The organism is Chitinophaga deserti, from assembly GCF_003149455.1.
GTDB lineage: Bacteria > Bacteroidota > Bacteroidia > Chitinophagales > Chitinophagaceae > Chitinophaga > Chitinophaga deserti.
The window spans coordinates 260,221-285,752 of the sequence record NZ_QFFK01000007.1 but is presented as its reverse complement, the minus strand read 5'-3'; the positions used below and the strand labels follow the sequence as shown (position 1 = coordinate 285,752).

Here is a 25,532-nt window from a genome sequence, read left to right as displayed (position 1 = left end):
TACACAGTTTTACGGGTAATCTTAATACAGCCTGCCTATCCGCATCAGTTTGATGCTGTAAGCGTTCACGTCTTTCTTTTCCAGCGTGGCCGGGAAGTTCAGCTCACCGGGGATATAGGTATTGGGAGTATATCCCACATCCAGCATAATGGCACTGTGGATGTACAACTGCATATGCATGCTCAGAATGGGTTTCACGGCACTGGTAAAGAAGGATGGCTTTTCGAAGAAAACACCGGGCCTGATGAAGGTTTCCTTTCCGTCGTGCTTATTGATCCAACGGAGCATGAGCCCGCCGCCATAAAGCAATTTGGTATATTTCATTTTCCCTTTACGCACATCGTCTGTAGCAGTATTATTCCGCGCATCCGCATCGTAGGTATAATTACCATCGCGGTGGAACCAGCCGCCTTCGGCAAACACATTAAACTTCGAATGCTTCTTAACGGCCAGCTGTAATACGCCGGTAGCCCCATAGCTCACCGCACCGCCGCTGATTCCGGATGAAAAGGCACTCATACCCAGGCTCCCCTGTGGTTTCAGGTAAAAGGATACGGCTTTATTATTCAGCACCCCAATGATGAAGCCGGTATTAAGGGTAAAGAGGTCCCGCTCTTCCACATAAGACTTACCCGCCCCGTTGCTCAGGATAGGCGAATGTTCATATCCTAATCCAAGCAGGAACTTGGCGGCAAAGCTTTTGCTGCTGTAGCCGTCTTTCAGCAAAGCCATCAATCCCGCAGTAGCTGTTGCTGCAGCTCCATATGTAACATCTTCCGACTTATCCCGCTCTTTGGCTTCGGCTACCCTAACCTCCCTGTCTTTCGACTTCTGCGCTTCCTGCGCCTCATTATACTTCACGCGGGCCGTAGCCTGATCATTTATATCTGTAGTACTGTTCAGCGCCGACTGGTAGTGCTGCATAGCCAGCGGATACCCTTTGCTGCTCATGGCATCATCGCCCTTCTGTATGAGGCTGTTAAAGGTGTTCTTCTGCCGTTCCTTCTCCGCCTTGTCTGCCGCTGCTTTAGAGGATGCCCTGCCCAGCCGGCTTTCCAGCTGACTGATGTTCTCCTTCTTCCGCTGCACGGTAAGGGCCGGATTATCGCCCGGGTTACCGTCCCAGGCTTTTACATCGGCATTTGGGTCTAATGTTCTGATTTCATTAATCAGGCTGATCTCTTTCCGCGATAGTTCAAGGATATCCCCGGAAAGATCGGGAGCTTGCTGAGGATCGGCAGTTTTGTACCCCGGCTGTTCAAGGAAGCTCCGGAGGTAGGAAATGGAGCTGTTGACGGTGTTGAGTTTAAACTCATCCGACTCTTTACTGTTCAGGATCTTCACCGTATGCTCATAATTACTCGTTTTGGTGACGGTTTCCCGGATCTGGGGCAGCAGTTTATAGTATTCGGCCACTGCTTCCCGCAGGTTATCATATTCTCCCGGCCGGAGGGGCTTCCTGCCACCCTCAGCATCCTCGCAGTTGATGGGTTTCTTTGTCTGGGCATTCCGCAGATCCCTTATCCGGATCTTCTTAATGATCTTTTCACTCATCTTATGAACAAACCCGATCTCCTCGCCCGGGTTGTTGGCACGCTGTTCCCCGAAATGCACTTTCCCGCTCCCGTCGGCCAGTTCAAACATATAAGTCACCGGTATCTTAAACTTAGAACGCACCTGTATGTATACGTGTACCTGGTAATTCCAGTCGTACCCTTCCAGCACCTTGGTCCTGTATTCGAGGTAGGTACATGCCTCTCCCGTCCAGTCGCTCCATACCGGCACCTGTTTCACTACCGCTTTGGGGGGCGGAGGATAGCTGCATCCGGAGGTAACTAACGACAAGGTGTTCTCCAAAGCCCCTGCAAACATGGCCTGTTGCCGGGCAATACTATGCGCCTCTTCCGTGGTTTTAGCCCCGGAGCCCATGCCGTATTTCTTTTCCCCCTTATCATTCCGCCCCTGAACAATGGCATAACAACCCGGACCGTTATGGCTCATTTTAATTAAAGGGTATTTACCTCCATTGTTTTTGCAGGACAGGAACGCATTATTGTCCCGCACCCCGTTGGTGTTATCATAACCGGCGGCCCAGCCGATCTGCCCGTTTTCGTTGCAGATATAAACACTCAGCTGGCCCCGGCAAACGGATATGCCGGCAACAAGCAATGCTACAATAAGTAAATACCTAATCATTTTATGAAAATTTAGACATGAGAGTGGCTATGGGGAGTATACTGATCAAATCCCATCATACAATTGTATGCTAGCGGTATGTAATTGGTTGAACTATCTTCAGCGCTTCCGGCTGAACTTATCGGTTATTCATTTGAGGTGTATTCATGTATCAGTAGTGCTGTCCGGCAGATGGTGCGGTTTGTTTATTTCACAGATGACGGTTTATGATACAAAGTTATTTTACAGGGTGATACGAGAAAATAACTAGCAGTAGCTATTTTTTATTCCATACAATAGAAATAAGGGGGAACGATCAGACCCATGCTTCCCGGATGGCTTTCTTCACCAGCTCCACAGGCGATTTCACCGCGGCTTTAGACAGGAGGTTCTTCCGGTGGGCGTTTACCGTATGCAGGCTGATAAACAGCTCGTCCGCAATATCCCTGCTGCTTTTACCTTCCACGATGCATTTGAGTATCTCCCGTTCCCGGTTCGTAAAGAGGTCTGTGGAGGAGGTAATCACATGATCGTCTTCTATATTCAGGTAAGAAGGCTCATCATCCAGCCCTATGAGGGAGAAGCAGGGCTTGCCTTCGGGCTTGATATGGGTAATATCGGTATGGAGGCTCAGGGTGCGGTAGTAATTCTTCTCATCATAATCGATCTGAACGGCCTGGTGCAGTATCCGGATGTATTTGTTATCCCGGTTCCTGATCCTTACATCGTACTGCACTTTGTACTTATGTACCTTTTCGTAAGGCAGGGCTTTAAAAAACTCCACTACCCGGTATTCGAAATTCAGGAAGTAGGGTTTATCATCCGGATGGATGTTTTCCATGAGGAAAGCGATGGTGAACTCTTCCGGGGAATAGCCCAGTACCTGGGTAACGTTACTGTCCACGTAATCCAGCTCGCTTTTGTACATGTTGAAGATGATGTGGTAATAATTCCCTGCCTGAAATACGCTGAAGAGGCGTTTGTAGGTTTCCAGCTGTAATTGCAGCCGGGAGTTGGAAGTACTTCCTTCACTGTCGGTCACTGTTTGCCAGAACTTTCTGGCGGTCAGGTAATAAGCTGACTGGTTTGCAGGCATATGGTTGACTTAAAAACGTATAGAGACGAATGAGATTGAGCAAACTATGATAACAACGAATATAGGAAACCTAACTAAAATATCAAACTCAGGGTTATGATTGTCATTTTGAATAAATTTGACCCTATGGAAGAAAAGATTGCGCATAAGATCCGGCTCAAACAATATTGTGAGAACATACTCTCAGACCGTATTGCCACCACTAAGCAGGCAATGGATAATGCGCAGGCGGCAGCAAACGAAGAAGGGAAAAGCTCCGCCGGAGACAAGTATGAAACCACCAGGGCTATGAGCCACCTGGAAAAGGATATGTACGCCAGGCAGCTGCTCGCCCACCAGCAGGATCTCCAGGCACTGCATGCCATCCAGGTAAATGCCATATACCAGTCACCCGGCCCCGGAGCTTTCATTCAATCCACCAAAGCAGGCTTCTTTATCGGTGCCGGGCTGGGCAAGCAGGAAATGGATGGCAAAACGATCATCTTCCTCTCTCCTGCCTCCCCATTGGCGCAGCAGTTAATGCAGAAGAAACCGGGAGATGCATTTGATTTTAAAGGGAAAGACAAGATCCTGGAAGTGTACTGAGGTTTGGCGTGATATACCCTGAAATGGCCGCATTCGCCCCCATGCTTCACAAGCTAGCCGCATTACTTTTGGGAAGCCGCCTCCGGTATCACTATAACCCTAAATCCAGATGCCATGAATGTACAGGAACAAATCGACAATTACATTACCAGCCAGCCTGAACCCAAACGCAGCGACATGCAGGCCCTGCACGGTATCATCATGGAAATAATGCCTTCCTGCAAACTATGGTTCCTTGATGGCAAAAACAGTGAGAACAAAACGGTCTCCAATCCCAATATCGGATATGGTTCCCGCACCATCAAATACGCCGGTGGTAAAACCAAAGAGTTTTATCAAATCGGTATGAGTGCAAACACATCCGGCATCTCCGTCTACATCCTTGGAATAGAAGATAAGACTTACCTCTCCCGCACGTACGGACCCAATATCGGTAAAGCCACTGTAACCGGTTACTGCATTCAGTTTAAAACGCTGAAAAATATAAACACAGATGTGCTTGCGGCAGCCATACGGAATGGAGCGGAAACTAAGAACGGTTAGCGGACGGTATCTGCGTAAGCACCTGACCCAGCCGGTCATTTAAAGACCCGCTCACTTCAATCACTTTATCTCCCAGGTCCCCGATCCAGTCACCCAGCAGATCATTGACCGTCCTCCTCAGCTTCGGCCAGTCCGATTTCGTGACAGATATCAGATCCGGTACTTCTATGGGTACAAACACCAGCAGGTCTATTTCCTCTATACTGGCCTGCGCAGCTTCAAACAGGGATTGAATATGGATGTCTTTATCTATTGCATGGATATAAGCCAGGATATCTATGGCACACCGGTCAAAGATAACATGATCACCCGCCTGTGATACCTGTTTTACCGAATACTTAATCTGTGCCAGGAAATCATCTACAACGGGTATTTCTGAGAAAGCATACCCCGATTCTTCCAGTTTGTAATAGGGTTCCATTTCAAGGGTATATCCGGGCATATGCTCCAGCAGTGCTTCGGCCAATGAGGTTTTACCGACCCGGTGAGCACCGATTATTGCTATTTTCATCGCGTATAGTTGGCTAATTGAGGTATAGAACAAAGAAAACAGGCCTGCCGCAGCAAACCTGTCTTCCTCTGATTTCAGATCTTGTAAATTAACTAAAAGCTTTTAACAGGCAATACGCCATTATTTATTTTCCAAACAACTCTTTGAGCTTCTTCTCTATTTCTCCATCCCCGTTTTCGCCGAAACCAACCTGCTTCATAATAATCTTCCCTTCCGGGCTGATCAGGTAAGCAGTAGGCACAGCGGTTACAGCAAAGCCGTTCACCGACACATTTTTGGTATCCAGCAACTGTGGCCAGGGCAGCTTCTGTGTATCCAGTTCTTTCAGCCAGGCACTCTTCTTCTGGTCAATGGATATACCCAGGATCTCGAACTGATCGCTCTTGTAATGCTTATACATTTCCTTCATATACGGAAAGGCAGCTTTACAGGGCCCGCACCAGCTCGACCAGAAATCGATCAACACATACTTGCCCCGGTAACTGCTGAAAGTAACCGGCAGGTCTTCAGGTGTATTCAAAGTAAAATCCACCACTTCTTTACCGGGCTCGGCACGTTTAAAACCCAGTAAACGGGCTGCCACTTCTGTACCCGGACGGGTACGTTGCTGAACGGGGCCCAGCTTTTTATACAGCCTTTCCAGATCCTGTTCCGGAATAACCGGCTGGTAACGGCCCAGAATGTAAGCTCCTATATAAGCATCCGCATGGGCTTCCACAAAATTGCAGATATATGGGATCAGCCGCAGTTTTATCTCTTCCTGGAAAGCTGCGTTATAAGCAGAGTCGCGCTTCGGATTACCATTAAACCGTTTATTTACAGCAGCAACCATCTCCAGCCTTACCTGCTCCCTGCCCTGTTCAAAAGCCTGAAAGGCAACGGCCGATTTATTCCCGCTGATGGTAGCGGAGCGGAACCCTTTGGCCAGATCAACAACCTCCAGATAAACAGTACCCGGCCTGTCTGCCACTACCGGAAATGCCGGAAGCACCGGTTTCTGATGCATATCATACTCCGCCTGCAGAGATGGAATAGCATCTTTTACATATGGTATGCTGAGGGTAAAACGGCCATTCTTCACTTCCACCGAATCCTTCTTCTCACCTTCTTCTACCACATACACTTTATTATATCCTTTCAGGTCGCCTTTTACAGTGCCTTTGATAACGATCTTCTGTTGGGCTACCGAGCTGCCGGTAGCTAAGCCGGTTAATACTAATACCGGTAATATCTTTCGCATGTGCATCCTTTAAAGTATTAATAAGGACGGGTTTCCAGCGGAATACCCCAGTTAGGATTAAACTTAAGCACCACATTGCTGATGGGGATAATGAAATCCTTTGAGTCAATGGTACCGGTGTAAGTCTGGCCGCCTACCTTATGTACGATCTGCGCCTTAGACCAGGGCTTGCCGTTTTCAAGGGTAAAGCGTTTCAGGTCGAGGAACCTTTTAAACCCGCCGATGGGCAGCTCCCGCCTTCTTTCTTCCAGCACCTGCTGAATCACCTGGTCCTGCGTGCCAACGGTAAGCTCAGGCGTACCGGTTTTATGGCGGTATTGGCGAAGGGTATTGAGATCGGCAATGGCAAGATCCAGCTTATTCATTCTCGCATAGCCCTCTGCCCGCATGAGCAATATCTCCGGCCAGGAGAATCCGTCGGTCAGCTTCATTTTGCGGAAACGGTAATGGCTGATGCGCATACCATCATCAAAGCCGCCGCCCTGTGTAGTTTTGTATCCCGGAGCATTGAGGTAGAAGAAACTATACCGCAGGTCGGTTGTCTTATCAAACAAGGCAATCATCTCTGCAGATGGATAAGAAAGCGAAGCACCAACGCCCGCATCCCTCTCGGTGGCCCTGTAGAACAGTATTTCACGGCTGTTCACCACATTGGTAAGGTTATCCTGCGGGGTAAGGATCAGTGAAGTAAGCGGCCGTGCAGGATCAGCCAGCCTGAATTTATTGTAGTCGTATATCACATTGGCCGGGTTGCCCGCAGCCGTCCATGCCAGGTTAGCATAATGCACCACGCTATCATACTTCTGGGTAAACAGGTGATAATAAGCCAGCATGGCATGCCCCGTAGCCTTATTGGCGCGGGAAGGCCAGCTGGACCGGACCGGCAGATTGGGTAAAGCCTCATGCAGCTCTCTCAGCACCCGGGCTGCTACTTCTGCGGAGGTAGACAAATCGGGAATGGGTTTATTGATATCCACATCCACCACGTAAGGAATGGTTCTGGCGGCATTAGCAGCCCCGGGTTTGAATACCGGCCCATAAATCATATTGGCATTTAAATAGCACCATGCCCTTGCTACCAAAGCCTGTGCAGTGGTAGTTCTGGCCAATGCCTCTTCTTCCTGCGTTTTCTGACCAATACCCCGGATGCCTTCTATTACGTTATTGAAGTAGGAAACCTGCGGATACATACCCTGAGAGCCTGCACTCCAGAACTGATCGTCGAGGTTGGGGTTCTTATAAGGCTGGCGATAAGTGTAACCATAATAACGCTCCACATTGGGGTGACTGCTCAGGATATAACCTACCTTCCCCTGCCCTTCCGTCACTTCAAGGTTATCTCCAATGTGGGCCAGCACCGACCCTTTATTACCATCGAGGAAATTGAGTTCTACCGTACTGGTATTATCCAGGAGGTGATCATAGTCGGCCACCGAAGAAGGAATCAGCTTTCCTTTGGGCTTCACGTCGAGGTACTCCTTGCAGGAGCTCATCAGCATAACGGCGGAAAAGAAGAGAATATATTTTTGATTGCTCATAAATAATCAGATTAAAGGTTTACAGAAAAACCGATGTAGAACTCGGGTCTCATGGGAAGCCCCCTGTTAACAGGCTTATTCACGCTCTGCTCAATGGTTTCAGGATCTATACCCACGTTGTTGGCAGTCCAGGTAAGGAGATTCCGGCTCTGGAAATACAATCTTGCACTGTTAAGACCGGTGTTGCCGAATATTTTATTATCCAGCCTGTAGGACAGGGTGAGATCGCGGAGTTTCACAAAGTCCGCTTTCTGGATCATCGTTTCTATGTACGGGAAATACCAGGCGTCTGTATTGAAAGCTGCGAGCTTGGGATAAATGGTATGCTGCTCATCACCGGGTTTGCGCCAGCGCATGGATACATCCTTATGATCGAAATTATCCCCGTTATAAGTATCCTTACGGAATACGCCTCCCAGTTGGCTGATCACCATAAAGGAAAGATCGAAGCGTTCGTAGCTGAAGGTATTGGTAAGACTCAGCAGGAACTTCGGCCTGGCAGTACCGGAATACACCATGTCTTTCACCGTAAGGTCGTTGCCGTATATCTTCTTCCCGGCTTCGGAATAGTATTGCGGTGTACCGGTATTATCCAGTCCGGCAAACTTATAGCTGAAGATACCATCCAGCGGATATCCTGTCCTTAACACTGCACCTGCATTACTACCCAGAATAGTACTGGAAAAACTGAAGGTGAGGAAGTTGGGGCTGGGGTAATCGTAGTTAAACTGCAACACCTTGCTCTTGTTGTAACTTCCATTGAAGAATACGTTCCAGCCGAATTTATCCCCTTTCACCACATCAGATTCCAGTGAAAGTTCTATACCCGTATTCCTTGCGGAACCTGCATTGCGCGTAACCATGAATCTGCCGTAGGTAGGATCAATGAAGTCGGGCGCCAGCAGGTCTTTACTGAGTTTGTTGTAATAATCGAGTGTAAGGTTGAGCCTTCCTCCTATCAATCGCATATCCGTCCCCACATTCGTGATGATGGTACGCTCCCAGCGCAGGTTGTTATCCGGCAGGGATGAAATGGTATAAGGGATACCACCAGTGATGGCAGAATAGTTGGCAGGCGTGATCAGCAGGAAAGGCCCCTGTGTAAAGGAGATGTTTCCATTGATGCCATAAGAACCGCGGATATTCAGCTTATCGATCCAGGAAACGTTAAAGAACTTTTCCTGACCAAGTTTATAGGTACCGCCTACAGACCAGTTAGGCTTATACCTGTATTTCGGGTTGGTACCAAACAGGTTCCCCTGGTCAATACGGGCGCTACCGCTCAGGATGAAACGGTTATCGTATTCATAAGAGCCATTGGAGTACACGGAAAAGAACCGGTTATCGCGCAGGGAGTAAGACCCGTTGCTGATAACGTTCATACCATCGGGAAACAGGAAATCGGATTTATAGGCGTTGCTGTTGAAATCGAGGTAATTGAAAGTGGCAAACGTTCCTGCCTGATCGTTATACCCTACTCTTCCAGGAGCGGTATTATTATCAACGAGGTCTTTGTTAACCTCACTACCTGCAATTACTGAGATGCGGTGCAGGCGGTTGAAGGTTTTGCCGTAGTTCACCTGCGCCCTGAGGGTATAAGCCTCACTCTGGCTACGGGTTTCATTCAGTATTGCCCCTTCAGGGAGGTAATGCTTACCCGGACTGCTGATAGAAGATGCAGCATTGTAAAAGGAGCGCACATACAATGAATTGGCGCCACGCAGGTTGCGGAGCATGCCGCTCCCTCTCGTCCAGGAGCCGCCTACTTCAGCACTTAAGCCATCGAGGATATCCACCGTAACACTGGCGCCTAACCTTGCCATGAAGGCCTGGTTCCTGGTGGTGGAAAAGCCCAGATCGTTCAGGGGGTTATATTCCATGGATTTAAGGCCGCCATAGTCTGCATAGCGCTGAATGAGGTCGGGGCGCACGGCAGGAATGTTATTCGGATTGCCGGATGCATCCACAATGTTGTAATAAGGCTTCATAACCCGCAGGGTGGAAAAATCGAGCATATCAATTCCGTCCAGTGGCGCATTGTTGTTGTTGAAATTGATATTGGTGAACATTTTAATGCTCACCCGGTCTGCAGGCTTCCAGTCGTTCTTCAGGTCAAGGATAAGGCGGTCGTTGCTGTTACCCTTCATGTTACCCTTGTTGGCGATATAACGAACGGCAGCATTGGTTGCAAATTTCTCAGAATTGGCGGAAAGAGAGATGTTGTGCTGTTGCGTTGAAGCTGAACGGTATAAATGCTTTTCCAGTTGTTGCAGGGTATTGTTCTTCCTCAGCAGGCTGAGCTCGGCATTCACTTCCGCTTCCGTAAGGAGCCCCTGCTCTTTGCTGATCAATAACTGCGTTACGCGGCCATAGGTGGTATATGTTTCATAATCCCAGCCTACATTGGTTGCATCGCTGTTATAATAGTCCATTTCCGCATCTACATAATCTGCGGCACTGGTTTTATTGAGGTAGGATAATTGAGGGCGGAGCGTCATGCCCGTGCTGCCTTTATAGCTTAACTGCATTTTACCGCGCTTAGCGGTTTTGGTGGTAATAACAATTACACCGTTGGAAGAACGCGCACCATAGATGGATGCAGCCACCGCATCTTTCAGCACGGTAATGGTTTCCACGTTATCCATGTTCACAGATTCCAGTCCACCGGGGGCAGGATACCCGTCGATCACCACCAGCGGTTCACCATTAGCCAGAAAAGTAGATCTGCCGCGTACTTCTATCTTCCCTTCTTTGGTGACGGCAACACCGGCTGCCTGTCCTTCAAGGGCGGTGAGCAAACTGGGTTGCAGTTTACCTTCCAGCCGTTTGGTTTGTACGGAAGAATAGGCGCCTGTCATCCTTTCCCGGGAAACTGACTGATAACCGGTGTTTACGGTAATAGCCACTTCATCCAGTTTGGTGGAAGCACGGCTGAGTTTTATGTTGAGGGCTGGCTGCCCTTCTTTCAGCATTTCTGCGGTAACGGTCATTTCACGGGGCGTAAAGCCTACATAGGAGAAGCGGAGTGTATTCCCTTCACCGGCAGCAATGGAAAAGGTTCCATCAGCAGCGGTGGCAGTACCCTTCCGGGTTTCTTTCACCTGTATGCTTACACCGGGCAATGCCGCACCTTCCATATCGGTAACACGGCCGGTAAGTACTGCCACGGGGGCAGCTTCAGCAGCTGAGGTAACGGAAGCGTTCCGCGGTTTACCGGAGAGTATAATCGTTTTCCCCTGCAGCACATAACCGAGATCCTGATTTTTCAGAACCAGGTCCAGTACGTTTTTCAGGGGAGCATCTACAACGGAGAGTGAGATAACTTTTGATCCTGACAGCAATTCTTTATTGCTGAACACCACATATCCGGTTTGCTTTTCGATGGCCGAAAACACTTTTTTCAGGGTAAGGTTTTTACCTGAAAGTGTTACTGACTGGGCAGATGTTGCCCCCTGCACGGAAACCAGGGCTGTGATAAGAAAAAGAGGTAGCAGCCTCATTACTTTTGAAATTTGTGCCGACAGTCTGTTCCCCTGCAGGGCAGAGAAATAAAGGCAACCATAAGCAGTTTTTTGCATAAATTGTGAACTAATTTTGGTTGTGAATAAAATTGGTATGCGAAACCTTTTATGTAACAGCTAAAATCCGCCGGAAACGAGGCCAATCGGTTCCGGCTTTTTATTTTAGCCCGATCAGGGCATTACGATCAGTGTTCTGCCCTCTAAGCGAAAATGAACATTCGATTTTTCCAGTGCAATCAATAATCCGTTCAGCGGTATATCCCGCGTCATTTTACCTACAAATTCTATATCAGGTACACCTGATTCATATTTAACCTCTATATCATACCAGCGCTTCAGCTGGCGCATTACTTCATCTATCTTAGCGTCCTCAAAATCAAACACCCCGTTCTTCCAGGCCATTACCTTTCCGATATCACCGGGTTTTACGGTCATATTATCCGCAACATCGCCCTTCATGGTAAGGGAGGCCTGTTCTCCGGGCTTTAGGACTACTTTCTGCCGCTTACCCTGCCGGTTTGTGGTAACTGCCACCTTCCCTTCCAGCAGCGTGGTATGCAGCACCGGTTCATCGGTATAAGCGTTAACGTTAAAGTGTGTACCCAGCACTTCCACTTCGAACCGCTCGTCCGCATTCACGATGAAGGGCACGGTTTCCCCTGCTTTCTTCATCTGGGCCACTTCGAAATAAACTTCCCCCCTGATAGCAACCCGGCGGGTACTATTCGTAAACTGTGTGGGAAATCGGATGGAGCTGGCAGCATTAAGCCAGGCAGTGGTACCATCCGGAAGAAGGATTTTGTATTGCCTCCCCTTGGGAGTAGTGAGGGTATTAAAGGATTCTTCAGCGGAAGTTTTACCGGCCGAATTATATGCCAGCTGACCGTTCTTCACTGAAAGATCGGCCCCGCTCTGATGGGCTACGATGCCATTGCCCACAGAATCGAGCAGGATGGTGGAGCCATCTGCAAGGGTGAGGATAGCGCCTTCCTGTCCGGGTAAGATTTGCTGTATGGCTTTGGGTTCCTGCTTAGCCAGTTCCACAGGCTTCACCGGCCAGAAGTACCATGCCCCCGCCAGCAGCAGCAAAACCGCTGCGTCATAGCGTACCCATGAAAGGCGGAGTAATTTAGCAGTTCGGGGAGTTTCGGCTAACGCAGGTTCCTGCAGGTGTTGCCTGTGAAAAGCATCCAGTGCCGGCTGTGCGGCCGCTTTAAAAGTAGTATACTCCTTATTCAGCGCAGAAAGGTTATCTGGAGTACTCAGCTGGTCATACCACGCCTGATGCTGTGGATTTTGCTGCAGCCAGCGCTGCAACTCTTCCTTCTCCGCCTCCGATAACTGATCTAACTTTTCATACACTGTGAGCCTGGCAGCCCTCAGGAGTTCGGGCAATTCATGCCCGGGAATATCGTCTGCTTCCATCATTTCTCATGTCTGTTCACAATAAGACAACAGCAATACTCCGGATTTGACCTCCGAAGGGAAGAATTTTCAAAGAAATAATATTATAATGTATTAATCTGCCAGGAACAGGCTGATAAGTGCCATACCGGGAACGATTTTACCCCGTAGTAATTTAATGGCCCTGGCTTTCTGGTGGCTTACCGCCGAAGGGGAGATCCCCAGTTGCTGTGCAATTTCATTGGTACTGAAGCCTTCAATATTCAGCTGCACTACTTTGGTGCATTCTGGGGGCAGGGTTAAAATGGCTTCATGCAACAGGCGGACGGCCTCCGCATTAAAGACATTCTGCAGAATATCCTCATACGATTTCTCTTCCAGTTGCTTTACATAAGCTTCCTGTACTTTCTTCTCGTTGCGTTTGAGTTTCTTAAGATGATTGAGGGAACGGTTGCGGGTGGCTACGTACAGATAGGCTTTAATGCTTTTTACTTCGCTTAGAAAGGTGCGGGTTTTCCATAATTGCAGGAACACTTCCGACACGATGTCTTTCGCTGCGGCATCATCGAAAACAATACGGTTAGAAAGCAGGCACAGTGCAGGGTACATTTCCATAAAAAGTCCGTCGAATGCCGCTACATCGCCTTCATTTAAACGTAATATTAAATCTTCCTCACTATGTAACACACTATTTTGCAATGCCTGATATACTTTTATGCTATGTCTGCTTTTCAAAGATAATTTTATGACGGAAATTATCCTAACAATCCTGTTTCAATGACGGCTCCCATGTCACAAGAGGATTTTTCCTTATTTTACCTGACTTATGAAGCAACATATACTATCCGGCGATCAGGCAAAAAAAATAATCCTTCATGCGGCAGGACTGGCAAAGCCCGGCCAGTTCGGGAAAGGCATGGAGGCTGTCTACAAACTGATCGACCACCTGGGATTTATCCAGATCGATACCAATAATGTTGTGGAGCGGGCACATCACCATGCCATAGCATCCCGTGTGCCGGACTATAAACCGGAATGGATTGATGAGCTGCTGGCGGATGGGCACATCTTTGAATTCTTCACATACGGCACAGGTTATATCCCCATGCACGAATACCGTTTCTCATTGCCTGTTAAGGAAAGCTTTTTATCCCGCAGAAAGCCCATGACGCAGCAGGAGATCAGTCTTATGAAAAAAATACTCGACAGAATAGCCCGTGAAGGCCCCCAGATGGTGAAGGATTTCGATAATGATACCCCGGTGGCAAGTTCCGGCTGGTGGGACTGGCGCCCGGCAAAAGTAGCCCTCGAAAGACTCTTCCTCGACGGAAGCCTCATGTGCACCCGAAACAAGAACTTCCATAAGATATACGACCTGCCCATCAACCTCATACCGGTTGACATTGATACCACCATGCCCAATCCGGAAGAATTTGCCCGGCATACTATCCGGCGTTCTTTACAATCCCTGGGGATAGCCAATGCAAAAGACATTGCCTGGCGGGCCAATTTTGTAAAAGATAACAAAGTAAAAACGGAGCTGGAAAAGATGGTTGCCGAAGGAGAAGTTTGCCCCGTATCCGTCGAAGGACTGACCACCGCTCCCCTTTACATGCTCCCCTCCTACAAAAACAAAAAGATAACCCTGAGCGGTGATGCATTTATCTTATCTCCGTTCGATACATTGAACGTACACCGGCATCGTTTAAAGGATTTCTTTAACTTCGATTACCAGATAGAATGTTTTGTACCGCAGGCGAAGCGTATATACGGATACTTTTCCTTACCGGTGTTGATTGGGGACACCTTTGTAGCCCGGATGGATTCAAAGGCAGACAGGAAACAACGCACGCTCACCATCCATAATCTTCATTTTGAGCCGGTGAAACTATCCCAAACCATGACAGATAAAATAACGGAAGCGATCAGAGCATTCGCGCACTTCAATCAGTGCAGAGAGGTGATTATTATTAAATCGAATAACAAACAGGTGCTGAAAGCTTTTGGTGCGCCTGTGAAATTGAACAGACACTGACATACGTAAGTGTGGCAAAGAACTTTCACATTATCAAAAAATAGCCAAACTATGAAAGCTTTTCTAATCAGGAAATACGATAAAAAAGCGAAGCTTCTGTTAGAAGAGGTCGCTACTCCGGAAGTAAAAGACAATGAAGTACTGATAGAGGTGCACGCCAGCGGTGTGAACCTTCTGGACTCCAAGATCAAATCAGGCGAATTCAAATTGATCCTGCCCTACAAGTTTCCATTGATCCTGGGGCATGATGCCGCGGGCATAATCACCCAGGTTGGAAAAAATGTGAAGCAATTCAAAGTGGGAGACCAGGTTTACGCTCGTCCTGCTGATTTTCATATCGGGACATTTGCCGAATACATTGCAATCAATGAAAATGATGTTGCATTAAAACCAAAGAACATTTCGACAGTAGAAGCGGCTTCTGTTCCGTTGGTAGCGTTGACGGCCTGGCAGGCTCTGGTAGAGCTGGGCAACCTGAAAAAAGGCCAGAAAGTATTTATCCAGGCAGGATCCGGCGGAGTGGGTACCATTGCAATTCAGCTTGCAAAACATCTGGGCGCAACGGTTGCGACTACAGCCAGCGAAAAAAGTTTTGATATGCTGAAGGGGCTTGGCGCAGATGTCCTGATAGATTATAAAAAGCAAGATTTTGAAAATGTGTTGAAAGACTATGACCTGGTGCTGAACAGCCAGGATACAGGTACTTTAAAAAAATCGCTGAATATACTCAAACGGGGAGGTAAACTCATTTCAATTTCGGGTCCGCCAACGGCTGATTTAGCCAATTCAATGGGAGCCCCCTGGTATGTCAAAATGATTTTGTCACTGATCAGTTCAGGCATCCGAAAGAAAGCAGGGAAACTTGGCGTGCAGTACTCTTTTCTGTTTATGAAAGCAGATGGGAAACAACTGCATGAGATCACAAAACTGATCGAATCCGGCGCTATTAAGCCTGTTGTGGATAAGGAGTTCGGGTTCGAAAAAACCAATGATGCGCTGGAATATGTAGAAAGTGGCCATGCAAAGGGAAAGGTTGTAGTTAATATTAAATAAGTCAAGGCTGGAATCTGTGTGTCGTTAGCCATAAAGATTGCACGAGGGGTTGCCTTGGGCAATTGAACATATGCTGGCAGATAGTGACAGGTAGGATGGATACAATAAAAAAAAAATGTGACACAAACTTTTGAAGTTTTGTATCACATTTTCGTGACTCCGCAGGGGCTCGAACCCTGGGCCCGCTGATTAAGAGTCAGCTGCTCTACCAACTGAGCTACAGAGTCTTTATTGGTGGGAGCAAATGTAACAAAAAATTATTCTTCGTACAAAAAACCTTCCTACCTCCCCTCTATTACGATCAGAAACAGCTACTTAGCCCTATTAACCAAAAATCCGGTATTACAGGAACCGGATTTACCGTAAGTTTGACGAGAACAACCCAACTATGCCCACAAACCTTTTTGATCTGATCAGGAACCTCTTTACCGGAGGGAACAAAACACTCAACAGCCATATAGAACATAAAACTTTCACCCCTTTCGACCTCGAAGCATACATTGCAAAGAAGCAACAGGAAGCACAGGAGAAAGTACCAACGCTGGAAAGGATGTTCGGGACGGATTTCCCTGCCTTTTTCTACCGGCACAGAACGAAATACCCCTTAACAGATGAACTCCTTTTCCAACTGGACCTGTTAGGACCCGAAGCAGTATCCCTGGACAATCCGCATTGGAAAGACAAACACCCCTTCAACTTCCCGGGCCCGTTTTATACCGGCCAAACCGATACCTGCGGAACCGGGGAATCTGAGGCCCCCTATAATACATTGTCCGACACCGAGGCAATGGAATTTGTATTCAGGCAGCCGCAGAACTATGTTGAGCTGATCTGCGTAATAAACGCCGGGGTGGTTGAGATTTATGATGGATACTCCTGTAATGGCAATAACCATTGGACATATTCCGAATGCCGAAACTGGTGGTCTGTCCGGGGCGATATAATCAACAGCCTGAACAGCCCGAAATTCAGAGAAATGAACGGAGGCAGGGAGCAACGCTATATTGATTACCTCAATACAACAGCAGAAAACGACCTACGGAAATATTGCTACTTCCTGGAGAATCATTCTTATCCGAAGAACGATAAAATTGCTTTACCTCCACTATAAGTTGAGTAATTCCCTCAATCCCACCCCCGGTTGCCGGAATACAACCGTAAGTAGCGGCCCCACAACCACAAGTGGTGGCCATTTTGCGGAAGCAGCCATTCCCCCGCCCTATCTTTGTAACGTCAAAACAAAGACACCGATTTATGTTACATGCCAAAATGATCGGCAACAAAATTGCCACCGCCCGGAAGAAAGTAAACATCTCACAGGCCCAACTCGCACAACGCCTTTTTATATCCGCCCAGGCCGTCGGTAAATGGGAACGCGGAGAATCTATGCCCGATATCGCTACTTTAAATAGTCTGGCCGAAATCCTCGGTACCGACCTCAACTACTTCTCCGAAACCTTCCCCTCCGCAGCCCCCGAAGCAGCTACGCCTGTTTCCCAACCCCAGCCCCCTGCCGCCACACCTGCCGCGCAGCCTGAAAAGAAGCGCAATTGGGACATGTCTCAGGGGAACTGGGTAGACGCCGACTTCTCCGGACTAACGAACCTCCACGAAAAGTTCAGCGGCTCCAATATGCAAAGGTGTAAGTTTCTCGGGTCCGACCTGCAGGGCCTACTGCTCAAAGGCAATCACATCGACTCCTGCGATTTCTCCGCATCCGACCTCAGCGGTGCACAGCTGCAGAAGTCTCACATCGTAAATAACGGTTTCAGGGATAGCGGGCTCAAAGCCACAGAAATATCCGGCAGCCACATCAAAGGCTGTGATTTCTCCAACGCCGATTTCACAGCGGCTAAATTCGAATCCAGCTCCTTCCAGAAAAACATCGTAACCGGCTCCGTATGGAACCAAACCTCCTTCCATGGTACAGACCTCTCCGATATCGTGATCGACGGTACGGTGGAAGACTGCTACTTCGATAACTGTGCCTTTACCCGGGTCACCTTCCAAAACGCCACCCTGCTGAATACTTTCTTTAAAGGCAGAACCCTCAAAGGCATCCAGTTCATCAATTGTCAGGCCGACCGGCTCACGTTCGAATTCCTCAAAAACGGGAAAGCCGATGTATCAGGTATCACCTTACTCACCCAATAACCGGAAAACCATCCAATGGAAACTACCATCAACTACTTCTTCCGGGACATGGGTGTGATGCTGGGCCGTACCATGCGGCATATGCACCGGGGAATGCATACCGTCACCCTCATTACCCTGCTGCCCATCGCATGCATGATGCTCTTCCTATATGTATTTGGCGGCACCCTTCTGGCGCTGGAAGGCATTCTAATGACCCTCACCCGCAAACCGGCTCATCGCTAACCGGAAATCCATCTTTATCACTACAGTACTTAAATACTATTTTAACCTAACTAATATGTTATTTTACCATTTAAAGAGATATGACTTATCTATGCCTTATCTATGACTTATCTATACCTTATCTATGTCTTATCCTAATAAGGGATAAGACATAGAGGATGGATTTTTGGTTGAAAACTGGTTTATCGGTATATTAGATATACCAAAATCTAATAGTTAACTACCAAAAACCATACACCATGGCAATGTTAAACTCTCCTTTTGAGTTCACCGGAAGAATAGGTAAGATCTCGGCCTATAAGCGAAAAGGGTCGGATAAAGTGATCTTACGAATGGGTACCGGGCCCACTAAGGAGCAGATAAAAGCAGAACCGAAGTTTGCACGCCTGCGTGAGAACAACTCCGAGTTCAAAGCTTCCACCCTGCTCACCGCCGGTATCCGCCGCGCAATTTTCCCTGTTAAACACCTGGGAGATTCTAATTTCACGGGGGCTATCACCAAACGCGCCAGAAAAATCCAGATGATGGATACTGTTGGCTACCGTGGGGAAAGGAACGTTATCCTCTCCCAAAACAAAACGCTGCTGAAAGGCTTCAATCTCAACCTGAAAGATCCATTTGACAGTATCCTCAGTCACCCGCTGGCAATTACCACTAACCGCGAGCTGGGAACTGCCTCCGTAACGATCCCGGCCATCATCCCTGATATCAATCTGTACCTGCCGCCGGGTACTGTGTTCTACCATTTCATCGTTTCTCTGGGAGTGGTACGGGATATTGTTTTTACCGGCAACGATCTTCCATATACCGAACCCGGAGAAGTAGTATCCGCCGCCTCTGCATGGCAGCATGCCCGGGCAACCGTGGAAGCTACTGAAGTAGAAGTGCAGCTCAGTGGTGATATCACCGATGCAGATTCGCTGGTACTCGCCATAGGCGTAGAAATGGGGCTGCCAGACAGGTTCGGGGAACTTGAAATTTCAAGATGGAGCGGTGCTGCAAAAATAGTGGATGTGTTTTAACGCGGGGTAATCAACTCATGTCATTACTGATACCGGAATACAGGTATTTTAGCTGCATTTATCAACTTTATTATTTGCAGCAATCACTTGTAGCGTATATTCATGCTCGTTTCAGAGAAATCTCTGCAGCATTCTTATAAGACCTGACTAATTCGCAATCAGTAACCTATGGCAACGGCGCTCCAAAAGTTTCACCGGGTTTCCGGTATTATCATCGCATCCTTTCTGCTACTGCATTTCACCAATCATCTCTTTGCCCTGGCAGGCCCGCAGGCGCATATAGATGCCATGAACATTCTCCGGAAGATCTACCGTTTTCCGCCGGTTGAAATATTACTGCTGGCCTGCGTGGCTTCACAGATCATCAGCGGCGTTACCCTGATCGTGAAGAAAGGATTCCGTAAAAAACCGCTTGCAGTAAAGCTGCAGATCCTCAGTGGCGGCTATCTTGCCCTCTTCCTCATTAATCATGTTATGGCGGTAATGATGGCCCGGTATCAATGGCATATAGATACCGATTTCTTTTTCGCTGCGAATGTAGCGGTACAATATCCGCAGAAACTATTCTTCATTCCCTACTACACGTTATCCCTCATCAGCGTATTCACTCACATCGCCTGCGTGCATTACCTGAAGCGTGCTGCCACATCAACATCTACCGGAAAACCGGCTAAGGAAAACAGGGTGAGAAAAGAGACCACCGGTATCCTTGTTTTTGGAGCCATCGTCACCATCCTCATCATGCTTACTTTTACGGGAGTGTTTTATAAGATCGGGTAAAGCACGCATTTAGTTGCGCACTAACAACGCCGGGGCAGAAAGATCGAAGGTGAGTTTGGGGCCCAGCCAGCTGATCCACATGATACCATCATATATCAATCCCTCCACCAGTTGCACCCGGAACGGACCCGTCTGAATGGATGGCACTGCTTCGGGTGAAAGATTCCTTAACCGGGTGATGTAGATAGACGATTTGAAGTTTTCGTTGAACTCACTCTTCCGCTCTACGCGCTTCACATTCGTGGTATCCGTAACATCCACATGCAGGCGGCTGAGGTGCTTCGCGTTGAGGCGGAATACGTCTTTACCCGCCCCGCTATCCAGCGAGCATTGTAACCGCAAGCTGTCATTCACCACGAAGTAAGCGAAGATCGTCAGCGACCGGTTGCGGGATTGCTCCAGCTGCAGGGGGATCGTTTTGGCGGTTTTGCGGATGGTGGCCAGCGTTTGTTTGTTTTCGAAACGGATCACCTTCTTTGTAAAATCGATCGTGAAGGGTTGATGTTCCAGCAGCTTAATGGCAATGATACCATCGATCCCGCCGAAGTTGGCATCGATGAAACTCACTTCTTCCACGGCCTTCTTCAGGGGCCCGAATTCAAAATTGCGGACTTCATACAGGTCTATATCCAGCCGCTCGCCCGTGGCACGGAAGCCGGTATAGCCCCCGTCTTCCTTTTTTACATGCTGCAGTTTGCCGAAAAAGGTTTTGGTAAAAACTGTCAGTCCGGCCCCGGTATCGAAAATAAAGCTGCCTTCCACCCCGTCTACTTTGGCTTTCACCAGTATATGGCCTGATTCCATCACCTGGAAAGGCAGTTCGTTTTGGGCAGATGACTGGGCATTGGTTGTAAGGAATAAGCAGGCGAAGCATAACGCCAGTAAGCACGGTTTCATGTAAAAAAGTTTGGGTGAAGATAAGCATTTGAAAAAAATGCCCGGCCCGCCTGCTGTTAACATTGCGGTAATATGGGACGTTTTCCTTTGCAGGATGAAGTACCTGTTCCTGCTGCTCACCGTCTTCCTCACCACCCGCCTCGCTGCTCAAACGGAGGCTCCCATCCTCATCTCCGCCACTGACTCCCCTCTTACCACCCCGGGGTTCCCGGCACTGAAGGATTCGCTGGAGAAAGCCCTCGGCCATAAAGACCCCATAGCCGCTGCAGGCATCCTCAGCCGCATGGGTGAAACCTGCTATCACCTCGGTTATTACCCGCAGGCGCTCGATTACCACCTGCAGGCCGGTAAGCTTTACCGCGAAGCCCGGCAATGGATTCCCCTTGCCCAAAACCTCAACAACATCGGCACCTTATATTATTATAGCCGCCAGCCGGCAGAAGCCCGCAGCTATTACGACGAGGCCCTCAGCCTTTTTACCCGGGCAGGCAACTTCAGTGGCATGGCCCAAACCCTAGGCCGCATCGGCCACCTCAGTGAAAAACGCCATGAGTACGACAGCGCCGCCTATTACCAGCATAAAGCCCTTTCCCTCTTTGCCCGCTCCGCCAGTCAGGATGGTATCGCCAAGATCTATGAAAACCTGGGCAGTATTCACGAAGATCTTGAGCAGTACGATTCCGCTTACCACTACTTCAGCAAAGCCCTTGAGCTGAACCTGCTGCAGCATAACCGGCTTGCAACTATCGAGATCTACAACAACCTCGGCGACATTCTCCGCAAAACCAGCCGCTTCGCGGAAAGTATCCCCTACACCCGCAGCGCGTTAGCCCTGGCGCTGGAAACCCGGGAGGAATACCAGCTCAGCAGTGCTTACCGCGACCTCTCCAAAGCCTATAACCTACTTGGCCGTAACGACAGCGCATTCCATTACGGGGAACTCAGCCGCGAAAGCCTCCTTAATATATACTCCCGCGAAAGCGGCAAACAGCTATCCATTATAAAAGCTATGTACGACACCGGTAAAAAGGATATGGAGATTGCAGGGCTCCGCAACGCCCGTAACACGGCTATTTCCCTTGTAATAGGCGCCCTCCTGCTGGCTTTACTGGGTATACTGGTCATTTCCCGGCAGCGCCTCCGCATCCGCAATGCCGCTTTGTTACGGATGCAGGAGCAGCAGCAGTTCCAAACCCGTACCGAGCTCCTGCAGGTGCAGGAAGAAAGCCTGAAGCAGGAACTGGAAGTGCGCTCCAAAGTTCTGGGAACGCATACCCTCCACATCATCCAGAAGAACCAGCTGCTGGAAGAAATTCAGGGGAAAATAGTGGACATGGTGAACGACGACCGGCGCGATCAGAAGAAGCAGCTTAAACAACTGCAGCAGCTCATCCACCAGAACTTCAACCACGATCAGCACTGGGATGAATTCCGGAACATCTTCGGGCAGATCCATGAGTCTTTCTTCGACAAACTGAAATCATACTGCTCCGGTCTTACCGCCAACGATCTGCGGCTGATTGCCCTTCTTAAGATGAACCTCAGCTCGGCAGATATTGCCGTATTGCTGGGAATTTCGCAGGATAGTTTACGCGTAGTACGCTACCGGTTACGTAAAAAACTGCAGCTTAAACAGGGCGAAAGCCTGACCACGTTTATACAGTCGGTCTGAAAAAATGCCCCTACCATGTTACGGTAATAATTCCTTAACAGCCATTTTGTTACGGAAACACTATTTGATAATCAAACAATTACACCGGATTTGTTCACGCTGTTACCGCTTTGTTCACGCCTGTGTTAACGTTGTATCCTTTTTGTTCACGGTGCGGATTTGCCTTCGGGGGTACTTCATGTGCATCTTTGAGTGCCCGGAAAAAAGTCGGCCGCTTTTGCTCCGGGGCCTTCAAACCAAATAAAAAAGATACCATGAAAAAATTGCTGTCTGTATGGATCCTCTGCTGCTTCAGCGTACTGGCCTTTGCCCAGGGTACGGGATTGCTGACGGGTCATATTATGGATAAAAACCAGCGCCTTTCGCTGCCCGGGGCTACCCTTCGCCTAAGCCCGGGAAACCATTACACCGTGAGCGACCAGCAGGGCCGTTTCGAGTTCCTCAGCGTGCCTCCCGGTAACTATCAGCTCGAAGCATCCTATATCGGTTATGGTAAATCCGCCATCGCCGTCACTATTGCTGCCGGGCGCAATCCCGAGCAACGCATCGCCCTCGAAGCAGGCGGCGTGGCCGGTAAAGAAGTACTCGTGGTGGGCGACCGCCTCCGTGGACAGGCAAAAGCCCTGAACCAGCAGAAAAACAATCCCAACGTTACCAATGTGGTGAGTGCCGATCAGATCGGGCGTTTCCCCGATGGTAATATCGGAGACGCTATTAAACGCATCCCCGGTGTTACTATGCAGAACGATCAGGGTGAGGCGCGTAACATCATCATCCGCGGCCTGGCGCCTCAACTCAATTCCGTTACCCTCAACGGCGACCGTATCCCATCTGCCGAAGGCGATAACCGGAATGTGCAGATGGATCTCATCCCCAGCGATATGGTGCAAACGATAGAGCTGAACAAAACCCTTACCCCTGATATGGATGCCGACGCTATCGGCGGCTCCGTGAACCTCGTGACACGCGCGGCGCCTAACGGGCCAAGGGTATCTGCCACCCTTTCCTCCGGGTACAATCCGATCCGGGAAAAGCCTATTTACAACGGCGCCTTCGTACTGGGTAACCGCTTCTTCAATAATAAGCTGGGTGCCATCGTAAGCGCCTCTTACAATAACAACGATTACGGTTCCGATAACATAGAGCCTACCTGGAAGAAAGATGATTTCGGGAATGTGTACCTGGAAGAAATGGGCATCCGCCAGTATTTCGTGCAGCGCATCCGCAGAAACGCTTCCGCTGCGCTGGACTATAAAATCAATTCCGGCAACACCATTTATTTCAATACCATGTACACCTGGCGCGACGACCGGGAGAACCGTTTCGCTTACAATGTAAAGGATATTGAACCGGAGTATGATGCCAATGATAACATCACCGGCTATACCGGATCGCTCGTTCGCCAGAACAAAGGCGGTGTGGGTGGCAGTCGTGGTAAAAACCGGAGACTGGAAACGCAGCGGGTTCAGAATTACTCCCTCCGGGGCGATCACCTGCTGAACCCTAAGATAGATCTGAACTGGAGCGCTTCATGGTCATCCGCCAGTGAAAAGAAGGACCGGGAAAGATACATTGAGTATGAAGCGGAAGATGTACCCGTTACCATGGATATTACCAATCCCCGCCGCCCAACAGCAATGCCTTCCGGTGTTTCCGAATCGGATTATGAATTTGGTTCCCTTACCGAGAATAACGATTTCACGAAAGAAAGCGAGCTGGGATTGAAGCTGAACCTGCGCTTCCCCCTGAGCGTGATCCCGCAACAGAAAGGCCGTATGCGCATCGGCGGCAGGCTGAGGTTGAAAGATAAGAAGCGTGATAACGATTTCTTCGAATTCGAACCGGTGAATGAATTTGCCACGCTGGATAAAATGCCGCTGCACGAGTGGAACAAGCGCCCTTTCCAGCCCGGTAATCAATATGTACCCGGCCGTTTCATAGCCCCGGAGTTCCTTGGCGGGCTCGATCTTTCTAACGGTGCGCTGTTTGAAAAAGAAGCAGACCCTTCCGAATACCTGGCAGTTAACTACAAAGCAAAGGAAACCATTACTGCAGTATATGTACGCTGGGATCAGGATATCACTTCCCGCCTGTCGTTCATTGCAGGGGTACGATTGGAAAATACCAGCACCAAATACGACGGAAACGTGGTGGAAGAAGAGGAAACCCTTACCGGCCAGCGCAGCGTGAAAAACAGCTACCTGAACGTGCTGCCGGGCCTTACTTTCAAATACAACGCTACCGACAACCTGGTGCTGCGCCTTGCCGCTACCACTTCCATCGCCCGGCCCAATTACTACGACATTGCACCGTATCTGAATATTGTGGCGGAAGATGAAGAGCTGAGCGCAGGCAACCCCGAACTGAAAGCTGCATACGCCACTAACTTCGACATCATGGCGGAGCAGTACTTCAAATCGGTGGGTATCCTCTCCGGCGGGGTGTTTTACAAAAATATCAAAGACTTCATTTACACCTACAGCGACCAGCAGTATACCACTGCCCAGTTTGCCACCGACTTCCCCGGCCAGAAAAACCCGGTGCCTGCAGGCGAAAACTGGACTTACCGCCAGGCACGGAATGGTAACAAGGTAAAAGTATATGGCTTTGAAGTAGCACTACAGCGCCAGCTCGACTTCCTGCCCGGCTTCGCCAAAGGCTTCGGTATTTACCTCAACTACACCTACACCAAATCGAAAGCCGACGGCGTATATAACGGAGACGGTGATAAACGCGACGGCGTGACCCTCCCTGGCACGGCACCGCATATGATGAATGCTTCCCTTTCTTTCGAGAACAAGATCTTCTCTGCCCGTATTTCCGGCAACTATGCAGCGGCTTATCTCGATGAACTGGGGGGTGATGCGTTTGAAGACCGCTTCTACGACAGGCAGTTCTTCCTTGACCTGAACGCTTCCGTGAAGCTGACGCGCCAGCTGCGTGCATTCGGTGAAGCGAACAATCTCACCAATCAGCCGTTACGCTATTACCAGGGTATTAAGGAAAGAACCATGCAGGCGGAGTTTTACAGACCGCGCTACAACTTCGGGTTCAAATTCGATTTGTAATTTCACAAAGTAA

General features: G+C 49.0%; 20 protein-coding genes and 1 tRNA gene. 11 read left to right on the top strand and 10 right to left on the bottom strand.

The window, feature by feature from the left end:
- Positions 1–21: 21 nt before the first annotated feature.
- The gene (locus DEV76_RS17765) at positions 22–2,196 is read right to left on the bottom strand and encodes a hypothetical protein (RefSeq protein ID WP_157962959.1); all 2,175 of its coding nucleotides are present in this window, start codon (positions 2,194–2,196) and stop codon (positions 22–24) included.
- Between the two features lie 295 nt (positions 2,197–2,491).
- Entirely contained in the window at positions 2,492–3,271 is a 780-nt protein-coding gene (locus DEV76_RS17760) for a LuxR C-terminal-related transcriptional regulator (protein ID WP_198652113.1), read from the bottom strand.
- A gap of 126 nt (positions 3,272–3,397) precedes the next feature.
- Between DEV76_RS17760 and DEV76_RS17755 the strand changes: the two genes are divergently transcribed.
- Together DEV76_RS17755 and DEV76_RS17750 are read left to right on the top strand one after the other, a co-directional pair.
- The gene (locus DEV76_RS17755) at positions 3,398–3,856 is read left to right on the top strand and encodes a hypothetical protein (RefSeq protein WP_109699264.1); all 459 of its coding nucleotides are present in this window, start codon (positions 3,398–3,400) and stop codon (positions 3,854–3,856) included.
- 114 nt (positions 3,857–3,970) lie between these two features.
- Positions 3,971–4,399 (top strand): DUF1801 domain-containing protein, encoded by a 429-nt coding sequence (locus DEV76_RS17750; protein WP_109699263.1) that lies wholly within the window; start codon positions 3,971–3,973, stop codon positions 4,397–4,399.
- Here the strand turns inward: DEV76_RS17750 and DEV76_RS17745 are convergent.
- The 6 genes from DEV76_RS17745 to DEV76_RS17720 form a co-directional block, all read right to left on the bottom strand.
- Positions 4,386–4,910 (bottom strand): ATP/GTP-binding protein, encoded by a 525-nt coding sequence (locus DEV76_RS17745; protein ID WP_109699262.1) that lies wholly within the window; start codon positions 4,908–4,910, stop codon positions 4,386–4,388. The two genes, DEV76_RS17750 and DEV76_RS17745, sit on opposite strands and share 14 nt — an antisense overlap.
- A 124-nt stretch (positions 4,911–5,034) precedes the next feature.
- Entirely contained in the window at positions 5,035–6,150 is a 1,116-nt protein-coding gene (locus DEV76_RS17740; protein ID WP_198652112.1) for a TlpA disulfide reductase family protein, read from the bottom strand.
- A 17-nt stretch (positions 6,151–6,167) separates the two neighbouring features.
- Complete coding sequence (locus tag DEV76_RS17735) at positions 6,168–7,688, bottom strand: RagB/SusD family nutrient uptake outer membrane protein (RefSeq protein WP_109699260.1); 1,521 nt, start codon at positions 7,686–7,688, stop codon at positions 6,168–6,170.
- An 11-nt stretch (positions 7,689–7,699) separates the two neighbouring features.
- On the bottom strand, positions 7,700–11,188 hold the full coding sequence (locus DEV76_RS17730; RefSeq protein ID WP_198652111.1) for a SusC/RagA family TonB-linked outer membrane protein: 3,489 nt from the start codon (positions 11,186–11,188) through the stop codon (positions 7,700–7,702).
- Between the two features lie 192 nt (positions 11,189–11,380).
- Entirely contained in the window at positions 11,381–12,637 is a 1,257-nt protein-coding gene (locus DEV76_RS17725; protein ID WP_109699258.1) for a FecR family protein, read from the bottom strand.
- Positions 12,638–12,727: 90 nt separating this feature from the next.
- On the bottom strand, positions 12,728–13,348 hold the full coding sequence (locus tag DEV76_RS17720; RefSeq protein ID WP_157962958.1) for an RNA polymerase sigma-70 factor: 621 nt from the start codon (positions 13,346–13,348) through the stop codon (positions 12,728–12,730).
- A gap of 91 nt (positions 13,349–13,439) precedes the next feature.
- Between DEV76_RS17720 and DEV76_RS17715 the strand changes: the two genes are divergently transcribed.
- Together DEV76_RS17715 and DEV76_RS17710 are read left to right on the top strand one after the other, a co-directional pair.
- Positions 13,440–14,648: a winged helix-turn-helix domain-containing protein gene (locus DEV76_RS17715; RefSeq protein ID WP_109699256.1), complete on the top strand. Its 1,209-nt coding sequence runs from the start codon at positions 13,440–13,442 to the stop codon at positions 14,646–14,648.
- A gap of 51 nt (positions 14,649–14,699) precedes the next feature.
- A complete protein-coding gene (locus tag DEV76_RS17710) occupies positions 14,700–15,701 on the top strand; it encodes an NADP-dependent oxidoreductase (RefSeq protein WP_109699255.1) in 1,002 nt (333 codons plus the stop codon).
- A gap of 154 nt (positions 15,702–15,855) precedes the next feature.
- On the opposite strand, the gene DEV76_RS17705 is transcribed toward DEV76_RS17710, so the two are convergent.
- A tRNA-Lys gene (locus DEV76_RS17705) sits at positions 15,856–15,928 on the bottom strand.
- A gap of 161 nt (positions 15,929–16,089) precedes the next feature.
- On the opposite strand from DEV76_RS17705, the gene DEV76_RS17700 reads away from it, so the two are divergent.
- From DEV76_RS17700 to DEV76_RS17680, 5 genes are all read left to right on the top strand, one after another.
- The gene (locus tag DEV76_RS17700; protein ID WP_109699254.1) at positions 16,090–16,812 is read left to right on the top strand and encodes a hypothetical protein; all 723 of its coding nucleotides are present in this window, start codon (positions 16,090–16,092) and stop codon (positions 16,810–16,812) included.
- Positions 16,813–16,955: 143 nt separating this feature from the next.
- Positions 16,956–17,855, top strand: coding sequence for a helix-turn-helix domain-containing protein (locus DEV76_RS17695; RefSeq protein ID WP_109699253.1), 900 nt, complete (start codon positions 16,956–16,958; stop codon positions 17,853–17,855).
- A gap of 15 nt (positions 17,856–17,870) precedes the next feature.
- The gene (locus tag DEV76_RS17690) at positions 17,871–18,080 is read left to right on the top strand and encodes a hypothetical protein (protein WP_109699252.1); all 210 of its coding nucleotides are present in this window, start codon (positions 17,871–17,873) and stop codon (positions 18,078–18,080) included.
- Between the two features lie 239 nt (positions 18,081–18,319).
- Positions 18,320–19,102 carry a hypothetical protein gene (locus DEV76_RS17685; RefSeq protein WP_157962957.1) on the top strand — a complete coding sequence of 261 codons (783 nt, stop codon included), beginning with the start codon at positions 18,320–18,322 and terminating at the stop codon, positions 19,100–19,102.
- 168 nt (positions 19,103–19,270) lie between these two features.
- Positions 19,271–19,882 (top strand): hypothetical protein, encoded by a 612-nt coding sequence (locus tag DEV76_RS17680; RefSeq protein WP_109699250.1) that lies wholly within the window; start codon positions 19,271–19,273, stop codon positions 19,880–19,882.
- Positions 19,883–19,891: 9 nt separating this feature from the next.
- Here the strand turns inward: DEV76_RS17680 and DEV76_RS17675 are convergent, their stop codons facing one another.
- Positions 19,892–20,779 carry an aspartyl protease family protein gene (locus DEV76_RS17675; protein WP_109699373.1) on the bottom strand — a complete coding sequence of 296 codons (888 nt, stop codon included), beginning with the start codon at positions 20,777–20,779 and terminating at the stop codon, positions 19,892–19,894.
- A gap of 94 nt (positions 20,780–20,873) precedes the next feature.
- Here DEV76_RS17675 and DEV76_RS17670 point away from each other — a divergent pair, with 94 nt between their 5' ends.
- Positions 20,874–22,451 (top strand): tetratricopeptide repeat protein, encoded by a 1,578-nt coding sequence (locus DEV76_RS17670; RefSeq protein WP_232826980.1) that lies wholly within the window; start codon positions 20,874–20,876, stop codon positions 22,449–22,451.
- A 254-nt stretch (positions 22,452–22,705) separates the two neighbouring features.
- A complete protein-coding gene (locus DEV76_RS17665) occupies positions 22,706–25,519 on the top strand; it encodes a TonB-dependent receptor (protein WP_109699248.1) in 2,814 nt (937 codons plus the stop codon).
- The last annotated feature ends 13 nt before the right edge of the window (positions 25,520–25,532 follow it).

Excerpts from the sequence above, each read along its gene's own strand:
- DEV76_RS17690 (WP_109699252.1), top strand. The coding sequence starts at position 17,871 with ATGGAAACTACCATCAACTACTTCTTCCGGGACATGGGTGTGATGCTG.
- DEV76_RS17755 (WP_109699264.1), top strand. The coding sequence starts at position 3,398 with ATGGAAGAAAAGATTGCGCATAAGATCCGGCTCAAACAATATTGTGAG.
- DEV76_RS17685 (WP_157962957.1), top strand. The coding sequence starts at position 18,320 with ATGGCAATGTTAAACTCTCCTTTTGAGTTCACCGGAAGAATAGGTAAG.
- DEV76_RS17670 (WP_232826980.1), top strand. The coding sequence starts at position 20,874 with ATGAAGTACCTGTTCCTGCTGCTCACCGTCTTCCTCACCACCCGCCTC.
- DEV76_RS17680 (WP_109699250.1), top strand. The coding sequence starts at position 19,271 with ATGGCAACGGCGCTCCAAAAGTTTCACCGGGTTTCCGGTATTATCATC.
- DEV76_RS17695 (WP_109699253.1), top strand. The coding sequence starts at position 16,956 with ATGTTACATGCCAAAATGATCGGCAACAAAATTGCCACCGCCCGGAAG.
- DEV76_RS17675 (WP_109699373.1), bottom strand. The coding sequence starts at position 20,779 with ATGAAACCGTGCTTACTGGCGTTATGCTTCGCCTGCTTATTCCTTACA.
- DEV76_RS17765 (WP_157962959.1), bottom strand. The coding sequence starts at position 2,196 with ATGATTAGGTATTTACTTATTGTAGCATTGCTTGTTGCCGGCATATCC.
- DEV76_RS17750 (WP_109699263.1), top strand. The coding sequence starts at position 3,971 with ATGAATGTACAGGAACAAATCGACAATTACATTACCAGCCAGCCTGAA.
- DEV76_RS17730 (WP_198652111.1), bottom strand. The coding sequence starts at position 11,188 with ATGAGGCTGCTACCTCTTTTTCTTATCACAGCCCTGGTTTCCGTGCAG.
- DEV76_RS17725 (WP_109699258.1), bottom strand. The coding sequence starts at position 12,637 with ATGATGGAAGCAGACGATATTCCCGGGCATGAATTGCCCGAACTCCTG.
- DEV76_RS17715 (WP_109699256.1), top strand. The coding sequence starts at position 13,440 with ATGAAGCAACATATACTATCCGGCGATCAGGCAAAAAAAATAATCCTT.
- DEV76_RS17760 (WP_198652113.1), bottom strand. The coding sequence starts at position 3,271 with ATGCCTGCAAACCAGTCAGCTTATTACCTGACCGCCAGAAAGTTCTGG.
- DEV76_RS17710 (WP_109699255.1), top strand. The coding sequence starts at position 14,700 with ATGAAAGCTTTTCTAATCAGGAAATACGATAAAAAAGCGAAGCTTCTG.
- DEV76_RS17745 (WP_109699262.1), bottom strand. The coding sequence starts at position 4,910 with ATGAAAATAGCAATAATCGGTGCTCACCGGGTCGGTAAAACCTCATTG.
- DEV76_RS17665 (WP_109699248.1), top strand. The coding sequence starts at position 22,706 with ATGAAAAAATTGCTGTCTGTATGGATCCTCTGCTGCTTCAGCGTACTG.
- DEV76_RS17735 (WP_109699260.1), bottom strand. The coding sequence starts at position 7,688 with ATGAGCAATCAAAAATATATTCTCTTCTTTTCCGCCGTTATGCTGATG.
- DEV76_RS17740 (WP_198652112.1), bottom strand. The coding sequence starts at position 6,150 with ATGCGAAAGATATTACCGGTATTAGTATTAACCGGCTTAGCTACCGGC.
- DEV76_RS17700 (WP_109699254.1), top strand. The coding sequence starts at position 16,090 with ATGCCCACAAACCTTTTTGATCTGATCAGGAACCTCTTTACCGGAGGG.